The sequence below is a fragment of the Streptomyces sp. RP5T genome (genome assembly GCF_003933965.1).
GTDB lineage: Bacteria > Actinomycetota > Actinomycetes > Streptomycetales > Streptomycetaceae > Streptomyces.
In genome coordinates, this window is record NZ_RSAJ01000277.1 from 1 (window position 1) to 10,751 (window position 10,751).

The window sequence follows — 10,751 nt, forward strand, 5'->3', positions numbered from 1 at the left end:
CCGTGCCGCGTCCCGGCGTCTGGTGGCGTACTTGCTCCAGTCGTTCCGCGTCGAGGCGGCCCACGGAGCGCTGCCGGCGCCGAGCGCACTGTCGCTGCGCAGTCTTCCGCTCGCGGCCCACGGCTCCTAGGGACAGCGATCCTCCGGAGCCTGATACGAAGAGGTGCCTGCCGCGTGGCCGCCCTTCGGGTGACCGCGCCACCTTTCGCAACAGGCCCTGGCCACCCGACGCGGGTCCAGCGAGCTTCCTGTTCGCGTACAGCTTCCTGTTCGCGTACAGAAGGGGTACTCCCGTCACTTGCCTCATGCGACGCACGGCCCATCGGCGCACATCCGCAATGACCCAAGTCATCCCCTTTGATCTCCCACAGGGGTATTGTCCGTCGAGTGAACGCGGACGATGCGAACCGGCGGTGGACACGGTCCATGCCCGAAGCCTACGAACGTCACCTCGCGCCGGTCTTCTTCCGGCCCTTCGCCGCCGACCTCGCCTCCCGGGCGGCCGCCCTGCAGCCCCGCAGGGTTCTGGAACTCGCGGCCGGAACCGGGGCGCTGACCTCCGCGCTGCTCGCCGCGACGCCCTCGACCTCGGTGGTGGCGACCGATCTCAACGAAGCCATGGTCGTCACCGGGGCGGCACTGGAGCCGCGTGCGCAATGGAGGCAGGCGGACGCCCAGGCGCTGCCGTTCGAGGACGGCGGCTTCGACCTCGTCGTGTGCCAGTTCGGAGTGATGTTCTTCCCCGACAGGACCGCCGCCTACGCGGAGGTCCGCCGGGTTCTGGCTCCGCGGGGACAGTTCCTGTTCAGCAGTTGGGGCCCGGTGGCCTCGCACGGATTCGGGGCCGCGTTCCAGAACGCGCTGGAAGAGGCCATTCCCGACGGGACACCCACGTTCCTCCCGGAAGTACCGCACGGCTACACCGATCCGGTGCAGGTCACGGCGGACCTGGAGGCCGCCGGACTGACGGTCACCGACACCGAGGAGGTCACCCTGGAGGGCATCGCTGAATCGGCCGCCTCCGTCGCCACCGGGTTCCTGACCGGCACGCCCGTCAGCGCAGCTCTTCAGACCCACCAGGACCTGCAAGCCCTCCAGGCCGCCATCGCACAGCACATGACAGACCACCTCGGCAGCGGTCGCGTGACGGCACCGATGACGGCAACCGTTTACACAGCTCGCCGACGGGCCTGACCCTCACACCCCCACAAGTCATCGCCCGCCTCTGCTCCCGGGACGGCCGGCAGCAGGGGCCGGCGGCGTACGGCACCGCGCGGTCGACGTCGCCGAGTCCCCGGTGGATCCGAACACCCGAAGCCCGGTCCAGGTCGGTTTTCAGCCATGCCTGCATGACGTCTCTGCACGGAAAGGTACTTCCGCACAGGAGCATGCACCTGACATCTTGCACCGACCACTCGTTTCCTACGGTCAGGCCGGTGCTCTCAGCATGGCCGGGCCGTCTCCGGAGGACGCATTGATACCCCACATATCCAGCCGCCGCTCCAGACGCACGCTGGCTCTGTCGGCCGCGCTCGGTGCCGCCCTCGCGTTCGGCGCCCCGGGCGCCCTCGCGGGCACGCTCCCCGTCGGCCCCTCCACCGCGCCGGCCGCCAAGGCCCACGCCCCGGCCACCGCGTCGGCGTCCCAGACCGCGGCCTGGGTGGCCGGGACGCGTGCCTACCTCGTGATCACCGCCCCCGGTGACAACTCGGCGGTCCGCTCGGCGATCACGGCCAACGGCGGCACCGTCTTCTCGAACTTCGACGCCATCGGCGTGATCGTCGCCCACTCGGCGTCCAGCACCTTCGCCGCCACCATGCGCGGCGTCGCGGGCGTGCAGCAGGTCGGCGCCACGCGTACCTCGGACGTCCCGGCCGCCGCCTACGACCCGGCGCTCCCGCCCAACCCGGCACAGGCCTCGACCCCGGCAGGGGAGCCGGTCCGGGCCGACATGAGCCAGATCAAGGCCGACCAGGCCTGGGCCGTGAACCCGGGCTCCGCCTCCGTCACGGTCGGCATCCTCGACACCGGCGTGGACGACCAGCACCAGGACCTCGCGCCCAACTTCGACGCGGCCGACTCGGTCTCCTGCGCCTACGGCAAGCCCGACACCCGTACCGGCGCCTGGCGGGACGTCGACACGCACGGCACTCACGTCGCGGGCACCGTCGCCGCGGCCAAGAACGGCAAGGGCGTCGTCGGCGTGGCACCCGGGGTGAAGATCGCCGCCGTCCGGGTCGCCGAGCCGGGCAACTCCTTCTTCTTCGCCGAGAACACCATCTGCGGCTTCGTCTGGGCCGGTGACCACGGCTTCAAGGTCACCAACAACAGCTATTACACGGACCCGTGGCAGTTCAACTGCCCGGACAACATCGACCAGGCGGCCATCATCGAGGGCGTCAAGCGCGCCCAGGAGTACGCCGAGGGCAAGGGCTCCCTCCAGATCGCCGCCGCGGGCAACGAGAACTACGACCTCGCCCACAAGACGACCGACTCCGCCAGCCCCAACGACTCGACACCGGTCACCCGCACCATCACCAACGCCTGCCTCGACATCCCGACCGAACTGCCGGGCGTGGTCACGGTCGCGGCGAACGGCACCGGCGTCACCAAGGCCTCGTTCTCCAACTACGGGCAGGGTGTCATCGACGTCGCGGCACCGGGCAGCAACGTGTACTCCACCGTCCCCGGCGGCGGCTACGGCAGCAAGAGCGGCACCTCGATGGCCACCCCGCACGTGGTCGGCGTGGCGGCGCTCCTCGCCAGCGCCAACCCGGGCATCACCCCGGCGCAGCTCCGCACCAAGCTGGCCGAGCAGGCCAACGACGTCGCCTGCCCCTCGGACAGCCGCTGCACGGGCACGACGGCCAACAACTCGTTCTTCGGCGAAGGACAGGTCGACGCCCTCAAGGCCGTCGGCACCACCCCGCCGGCCGGCAAGTACTTCGAGAACCTCGCGGACTTCGCCATCAACGACAACGCGACCGTGGAGAGCCCGATCGCCGTGACCGGCGTGACCGGCAACGCCCCGGCCACTCTCAAGGTGGGTGTGGACATCAAGCACACCTACATCGGCGACCTGAAGGTCGACCTGGTGGCGCCGGACGGCTCCGTCTACACGCTGCACAACCGCGCCGGCGGCAGCGCCGACAACATCGCCCAGACCTACACCGTGAACGCCTCCTCGGAGGTCGCGAACGGCACCTGGAAGCTGCGCGTCAACGACAATGCCGCCTCGGACACGGGCAAGATCGACGCCTGGAACCTGACCTTCTAGCGCAGGCAGCAGAGAACACGGGGGTCCCGACGGCGCACACACCGTCGTCGGGATCACCACGTCACTGGCCCGGCCCCGGCCCAGTCGTTCGCCGCAGGCGCCGCCTCGAGGCCAATGCCCGTATCCGAATGATCAGGCAGAGCAGGGCCGTGGCTCCACGGTCGTCCGTACACCCGAGACCGCCCTCCCCCGGGTCCGGCCTGTTGCGGAACTGCTGCTCCCGGCGCGGCTCACCCCTCGCCGCGCTTCTCGGACGCGGCGAGCGCCTGTCGGCCCGCCGGACCGCCGACGGGCAGAGGAAGCTCCTCGCCGCGCTCTCGGCGACGGGCCGCGAGGGACTCACGAGCCGCCTCACGGGCATGCCGGCGGCGCCAGTACGGGTTGTCGTGCGGCAACCTGCTCGACACACGTCCGTACATGCCGAACGTCAGGATGATCAGCCCCATGACGAAGCTGAACATCACGTTGGTCATGCCGAAACCGAGGAAGTTGGCCGGCCGGTCGAGGATGAAGATGTGCGCAAAACCGCTCAGCAGGAACAGCGTTCCCACGACCATGTTGAGTGTCGACGCGAAATTCCCTCCGACGACGGCTCCGGCGACGAGTGCCAAACCCACGACCACTGACACGAGACTCAGTACGCCGTTGGTCGACATACCCGCGATGCTGTCCCCGTCGGTGCTGAACGGACTCAGTTCGTCGGCGAATCCGAGGGCGCCGAATAGCAGAAGGGTCAGGCCGCAGAAGGCTGCGCCGTACCGGTACACCGTGGCGAGTCTGTGGTCCACGGGGAGCTCGTCGCTCAGTTTCATGACCCATTCCTTTCCCGCAAAGCGAGCGCATCGCGGTATTCCGCTCAGCAGCCCTGAATTTCGACCACTCACCACACCATTCGCCCGAGAACCGCCGGACGGTTGCACCAGGACGAGGAAATCACCGGACGTCGGTTTCAGGACCGCAACAGACTCACGCCCCCCGTCGCCACCACATGGCCGCCCACGCTCACCACGAAGCGGGTCCTGCCGTGTTCCGGGACCACTTCCACGGCGGCGCCCCTGTCCGGAACCGGTGACCTGACGTGCGCGGACAGTCCCACCACCGCGTGAGCCGTCATGCCCGAGGACAACAGGACCGCCTGCCGACCGGCCTCCAGCACCGCCGGGGTGGTCAGGCTGCCGGGCCTGCCGGGCAGAAGCACGGGGTGGCCCGGGTCTCGCGGAGCGATCACCACACGGCCCCGGGCGTCACGGGCGAGCAGCACGTCGGGGTCGGCGGCCGCGCCCACCGCCGCCGCGGCGGGGTGCAGCAGTCCGGGCCTCACTGCCTCGCCGAGCGGCTCGCGCTCTTCAGGCCCTGATGCCGTGAATCGCATCGCGCAGGCCGCGAACGGCGACCCGGCGTACAGGTACTCGGCGATGACACAGAAGCAGACCGGGCTGCCGGCGCTCGTCACGAGGTCGCTCAGAATCACCCGGACCGCCACGTCGGTGGCGCTGCCGCTCTCCACGGGCTGTCCGCCCCGAGACAGGCCCAGTCTCACCGACACCGCCCCGTACACCGGGGCGGTGTCGGTGAGAAGATGCCGGCGCTGAATGGCAGCGGCCAGTTGCCGGGTGGTTTCGACAGCGATCAAAGGGTGGTGCTGCACCGTGGTGGTCCGTTCGTTCAGGGGGTGGGCGCGGGGCCACTGGCACTGGCCCTGGAAAGAGCGGTCACCTGTCCGACGCAGTGAAACGACCAGCAGGGAAGCCATCGTCTCCAGGCCCAGACCGCGCCAGGTCAGCAATTCCTCCGCGTTTTCCACAGCCGCTTCGTGCACTGCGCTGTCCAGCATGGATTCTCCTCGATATGCGGAGAGAGCGCCGCTGAATACGGGCACACCCTGAAGTACGTTCGGGGCGGGATCGGCCACCGGATGCACGAACGGCGTGACATTGGCGCAGAGAAAAGACATTCGAAGGCGGACCGGTTATGCCCGGCGTTCACAGCAGGCCGAGGTCACGGCCGCGCAGTGCCGCCTGGGTTCGGTCGCGCAGGGAGAGGCGGTTTCTTGACGGTGCCCTCACTGAGACAGAGCTGTGCGGCGATCTCCCGGTTAATACAGCCCTGTCCCACGCGCCGCGGGATGTCGATCTCGCGGGGGCTGAGGGCCGCGGCGAGTTCCGCCGGTCCCGGGGCGGGCGCGGGCAGAGAGACCGCGAGCCGGCTGAGCTCCGAGGCGTCGAGCTGGGTGACACCCGCGTGCGCGAGGCGGATCGCCTGGGCGAGTTCGTCGGCCGGCAGGTCCTTGAGCAGACATCCACTGGCGCCGGCCCGTATTGTCTGGACGACGTACTCCTCGTCGGCGAAGGTCGTCGCCATCCCGACCCGGCACTCCGGCATCCGGCCGCGCAGCACGGCGACGGCCTCGACTCCGTCCAGTCCGGGCATCCGTACGTCCATCAGTACGGCATGGGCCTCAGCGCGACGGCCTTCGCCAGGGCTTCGCGCCCGTTGACGGCGGTACCGACGACCGTGATGCCCTCTGACCGGCAGCAGGGACGCGATGCCGTCCCGGATCAGCTGCTGGTCGTCCACCACCAGCACGCGCGCGGCCGTCGGCTCACCGCTCGCCTCCCCGTCACGGGACGACGACCGTCAGCCGTGCGGTGTCCTCGGCCGGCCGGAGGTCCACGGACGCCCGAGTGCACCGGGCGTGTCGGAGCTCGTTGGTCAGCCCCACCTGCGCGGCCCGGTACATCGCGGTCAGTGCCGCGATGTCGTAACCGTTCTCCTCGCCCGTCACCTCGACGGTGACGGGCGGCCCCGAGCCGCCCTCACGCGCCCATCCTGCGAACGCGGCCGACAGCGCCGGGCGCGGCACCTCCTCGCGCAGCGCGCGCACCGACCGCCGTACGTCGCCCAGCGCCAGCCGCACCAACTCCCTGCCCTCGGCCAGCGCCCGGCTCACCGCTCCCGAGTCCATGTCACCGAACTCCGAGGGGATCTCCAACTGGACCGTAAGCGCCGTGAGATGGTGCATGAGGTTGTCGTGGACGTCGCGCCGGTCGGTTGCGCTCGGTCGCGGCGGACAGTTCCGCCACCCGCGCCGCGTACTCCTGCACCTCTTGCCGCGCCCGTTGGTGCTGTTCTGTCTGGACGACACCACCGATACACGGCTGACCGGCCCCACGCTTCCGGCACTCCTCGGCTTCGCGGTCGTCCTCGCCGTGGGGTGCTCCCTGTTCGGGGCGACGACGATCCGCGCCCGCGGACTCCCCGCGGTCCCGACCTGGGTACGCCGTCGTACTGCCCCTGTTCGCGTTCCTGGTCGCGCTGCCCGACTCCGTGTTCACCAGCACCCTGCACGTCGCCGTGGGTGCCGTACTCGTGTGACTGTCGGCCGCCTGTGGCAGTTCGCCCGGCCGGTCCGTCACCCCAGGACCGTGAACCGCGCACCCGCCTGAGCGGCCCCGCCGGGGGGGAGGGGAGGCGCGCGGGCTGCCGCCCGCCCTTCCTGCGCTTCGGTGAGGAGGCCCCCGGCCGTACGGCATGGTCTTGTGGAGTCAGAGGCGGATGATGACGAGGGCGATGTCGTCGGGGATGTCGGCTGTGACGTCGAGGCGGGTCAGCAGGGCATCGGCCAGTGCGTCGGGGCCGAGGGTTCGGTCCTGGGCGAGGGCTGTGGTCAGGCGGCCCAGGCTGGTGTCGATGTCCTCGCCACGGCGTTCGATGAGGCCGTCCGTGTAGAGCACGAGGGTGTCCCCTCGGTGGTAGGGCAGTCCGGCTTGAGGGCGGGGGACGTGGTGCTCGCGGGCGCCGAGCGGTGGATCGGTGGCCTTGTCCAGCAGCTCGCAGGTTCCGTCGGGATGGAGCAGGACGGGCGGTGGGTGGCCGGCGCTGCTGTAGATGATCAGTCTGGTGCGGGGATCGATCAGTACCTGGACCGCGGTGGCGGCCAGCGCGCCGTCCAGGGAGCGGGCGTACAGGCCGAGTGCTTCGACGGCCTGGGCGGGGCTGGGGATGGCGCGCATGGCTGCGCCCAGGGCACTGCGGAGCATGCCCATGGTGGCCGCGGCGTGCAGGCCGTGGCCGACGACGTCTCCGACCGCGGCGGCGTAGCGGTCGGGAGGCAGGTCGACGATGTCGTACCAGTCTCCGCACACGTTCAGCGAGGCGGTCGCCGGTAGGTAGCGCACGGCGATGTCGTGTTTGTGCCGGTGCAGGTCGGGGACGGAGAGCATGGCTTCCTGCAGGGTGATGGCGACCTGCTTTTCGCGGTAGTGGGCCTGGCGCAGTTCCTGGTTCAGCCGGTGCAGCTCAAGGGCCCGCACGTACAGCTCGGCTGCCATGCCCTTCTCCCGCTCGGTGAACTCCTCGATGAGTTCACGGGCCCGGCGTGAGCGGACGAAGGCGGTGACGTCCTCGGCCTGCTGGACGATCCACTTCACTTCGCCGTCGGGTCCGGAAATCGGGGTGAGGATCTGGGACCACCAACGCTCCTCGAACCCTTCTGGTTGGTCGGGAGCGGGGATGTCGTAGCGCTGCAGTACGAGCGTTTCCGCTTTCCCGGCGCTCAGGACCCGCAGCAGTGCTGACTTGAGGTTGTGTTCTGCGTCCTCTGCGGGGGCAAGGGGGTTTTCCGGCAGGGCGGCGAAGAAGTTCTTCCCCACCAGGTCGTCCCGCGCCAGCCCGGTGCTCCGCAGGAAGGCCGGGTTGACGTAGTTGATCACCAGGTCCGTGTCCAGCACCATGTACGGGCTTGGGGTGGCGTCGAAGAACGCTGTGAAATGGATGTCCGCTGTCATCACGCGCCTGGACTGCGATCGCGACTGCTGTGCTTTCAATCTAGGTGTCATTCGACTCTCGGCGCCATTCGGCCGTTCGGGGAATGATCACCCATGCCGGTGTCGCCGGGGGTCCGGTCCGTGACGGCGACGCAGCAGGCCGGCGGACCGGGCGGTCCATGCGGGGAGATCGTCTCGTCGGTGCCGCGGCGCGCCTGGGCACGGGTGACCGCGAGAGCCGACCGCCCGCGAACGGGCGTCATCCTGGTCGGGGGCGCCTCTCTTGTCCGACGGGGTCAGGCAGGGTGCAACAGGGCTGGACGGCAGTCGCCAGGTCCGGGCGGACAGCGGAACCCATCCGTCCCGCCACGGCGCTGGTTCCCGCCTCCAGTGATCACTGGGACGGGCCATCCGTGGTACGCCGGTGCACCGTAACCATGGTCGATGCCGGCACACCGTCCGGCCCTGGTTGTGAACCACTTCGCCGACCACCGCGACTGTGCCGCTGTCGGGCCCGCCCCGTCCCACGGCAGGCTGGTCTCGAACGGGATGACCTGGAGCTGCGGGTACCGTCGCGCACCGGGTGCAGGCGCCGTCGTAGGAGCGGCCCGCGCTGCCCGGGCGCAGCCCGCTGTCCGCATCGGCCTCATCGACAGTTCGCCCGTCATCCTCCGTGCCGGTCACGCTTCACCCGTATCAGGGGAGGCGGCCTCGCCCGTCGCAACCGACACTCGTGCGTGGTACCGGCTCTCCGACGACAGCGTCCGCCACCGAGGGGCGCGGTGTGGAGGTTGTGGTGCACGAATCGCGCGACGTTGCACAACGGTCATGACCGTCGATGAGGGCACCCCTCGCCCTGGGGCGCCCTTTCCCGAGACTCGGGACCGCGCTCTGACGGAGCCTTCCGAACCAGCGTTGCCCCTGCGACCGTCCCCGCCCGGCTCACCGCAGGACGCTCCGGCCGTCCGCGACATGGTGGCCCGGCTCACGGCCGCCCGGCCCGCCGTGGCCCGAAGGACCGTGGAGGCACTGGTCTCGTCCGCTTTCGACTCGTTCCGTGAGGCGAAGGTCAGGGCCTACGTGCCCATCCTGGTCGAACGCCGGGTACGCAGGATGCTGGACGCGAGCTGCGGCGACATGCCGTCCGAGAGGCAGGACGGCGAGCAGGCGAAGTGACGGGACATGGCGGACAAGAGGGCCGGACACATCGCGAACACCATCGCCGACGACACCGCGGGCGAGGGCCCGGCCGCTGTCGGAGGACAGCGGGCGACGTCGGCCGGCTCCCGGGGTGCCGGTAGCCGCCCACCGCCCCCGGTGTCGACGCCAGACGGCGAGCGGTGACACCCGCCACCGCCGCACGGTACTGCCCGGCTCCGCTCCGGCGGTGGTGGCTTCGCACGGCAGCGGCAGCAGCCGGCCCAGCGCGCAACCGCCACGTCGCCGACGTCCTCAACCGGGCAGGGCTGGGCACACTGCTGCTCGACTGTGCGCAACCCAACCCGCCGGCACTCGGGTGGAAAAGCAGACGTCCGCGCCGGTGACGGCCGAGGCACGCGGGGAGGGGTCGTCGTCCGCCGCTCGGAGTTCCGGGTGCCGGGATGTCCGCGCGTGACGGGATCGCCGTACAACTGACCCGGCCACAGGCGGTCATTGTGCCCATCGGCCCGGCTCCGCACGGACCACCGCCGGAGCTGATCTGCGAGCCCTCTCGCGGGTCGGCAGCTGGCTTACAATCCGGGAGCCATCCGCCCGGGTGGCCCGGAATACAGCCTTCCCCGCTGTTTCCGGACACGGATTGCCCGAGGAGGAGACTGGTGGACGAGCGATTACGGTTCTCGGTGCTGGGGCCGGTCAGTGCGTGGCGCGGCACGGACGAGATCGAGCTCGGCCCACCCCAGCAACGGGCGGTGCTGGCCGTGCTGTTGCTGGCGGAGGGGCACCAGGTACTGAGGAGCGCTCTGGTCGACGCGATCTGGGGAACCAGGGCGCCTGCCTCCGCGCTCGGCATTCTGCGGACCTACGTTCACCGGCTGCGGCAGGCGTTGGAGCCTGCCGGGGACCCCGCGTCGTCCGTGGTCCGGTCCACTAGGAACAGCTACCAACTCCGCATTTCGGCAGCCGAGTTGGACCTCCGCACCTTCCGCGATCTGCTCGGCCGGGCCGAGCGGGCTCGGCGTGCCGGAGACGTCAAGGCTTCGGCAGCACACCTTCAGGAGGCGCTCGGCCTGTGGCGGGGTACGGCCTTGGCCGGTGTCCGGGGCGAGTACGCGCGAACCCAGCGGCAGCGGCTCGACGAGCTGCGCCTGTCCGCGGAGGCGGCCCGTTTCACCGTCGAACTCGACCTCGGTGTCCACGCGCAGACCACCGCGGCGGTGACCGGGCTGGTCGCCGAGCATCCGTTGGACGAAAGGTTCCGGGAACTGCTGATGCTCGCCCTGTACCGGTCGGGACGGCAGGCGGCGGCCCTGGAGACCTACCGCGAGGCACAGACACTGCTCGCGCGCGAACTGGGGGTCGACCCCGGCCCCGCCCTCCAGACGATGTACCAACGCGTCCTACGGGCCGACACCGGGCTCCTCGCTCACCCCGCTGCTCTCTGCGGCGGTCCCGGACGCGGTCGACCTGGCCGACGAGGAGATCACCGATCTGCTCGGACCGGGCGCTCAGGCGCTCTCCGATCTGGGCGTCGAGGTGCACTGGCCGAA

General features: G+C 70.2%; 9 protein-coding genes and 1 pseudogene. 5 read left to right on the plus strand and 5 right to left on the minus strand.

Annotated features, from left to right (window positions below):
- The 3 genes and pseudogenes from EHS43_RS48060 to EHS43_RS25805 form a co-directional block, all read left to right on the plus strand.
- A pseudogene (locus EHS43_RS48060) lies at positions 1–130 on the plus strand (TetR family transcriptional regulator); the annotation flags it as partial.
- Between the two features lie 296 nt (positions 131–426).
- Positions 427–1,194: a class I SAM-dependent methyltransferase gene (locus EHS43_RS25800; protein ID WP_125193151.1), complete on the plus strand. Its 768-nt coding sequence runs from the start codon at positions 427–429 to the stop codon at positions 1,192–1,194.
- Between the two features lie 280 nt (positions 1,195–1,474).
- Complete coding sequence (locus EHS43_RS25805; protein ID WP_185806407.1) at positions 1,475–3,277, plus strand: S8 family serine peptidase; 1,803 nt, start codon at positions 1,475–1,477, stop codon at positions 3,275–3,277.
- Positions 3,278–3,507: 230 nt separating this feature from the next.
- Here the strand turns inward: EHS43_RS25805 and EHS43_RS25810 are convergent, their stop codons facing one another.
- The 5 genes from EHS43_RS25810 to EHS43_RS25830 form a co-directional block, all read right to left on the minus strand.
- Positions 3,508–4,089 (minus strand): DUF4383 domain-containing protein, encoded by a 582-nt coding sequence (locus EHS43_RS25810; RefSeq protein ID WP_125193152.1) that lies wholly within the window; start codon positions 4,087–4,089, stop codon positions 3,508–3,510.
- 137 nt (positions 4,090–4,226) lie between these two features.
- Entirely contained in the window at positions 4,227–5,111 is an 885-nt protein-coding gene (locus EHS43_RS25815; protein WP_125193153.1) for a hypothetical protein, read from the minus strand.
- Positions 5,112–5,275: 164 nt separating this feature from the next.
- Positions 5,276–5,863, minus strand: coding sequence for a response regulator transcription factor (locus EHS43_RS25820; protein WP_312023438.1), 588 nt, complete (start codon positions 5,861–5,863; stop codon positions 5,276–5,278).
- Positions 5,864–5,897: 34 nt separating this feature from the next.
- Positions 5,898–6,449 carry a histidine kinase gene (locus tag EHS43_RS25825; RefSeq protein WP_312023439.1) on the minus strand — a complete coding sequence of 184 codons (552 nt, stop codon included), beginning with the start codon at positions 6,447–6,449 and terminating at the stop codon, positions 5,898–5,900.
- Between the two features lie 373 nt (positions 6,450–6,822).
- Positions 6,823–8,064, minus strand: a complete 1,242-nt coding sequence (locus EHS43_RS25830; protein ID WP_125193155.1) for a PP2C family protein-serine/threonine phosphatase — start codon at positions 8,062–8,064, stop codon at positions 6,823–6,825.
- An 894-nt stretch (positions 8,065–8,958) separates the two neighbouring features.
- Between EHS43_RS25830 and EHS43_RS25840 the strand changes: the two genes are divergently transcribed.
- Complete coding sequence (locus EHS43_RS25840) at positions 8,959–9,219, plus strand: three-helix bundle dimerization domain-containing protein (protein WP_125193156.1); 261 nt, start codon at positions 8,959–8,961, stop codon at positions 9,217–9,219.
- Between the two features lie 641 nt (positions 9,220–9,860).
- A partial coding sequence (locus tag EHS43_RS46630) for an AfsR/SARP family transcriptional regulator (RefSeq protein WP_312023440.1) occupies positions 9,861–10,751 on the plus strand: 891 nt, incomplete at its 3' end.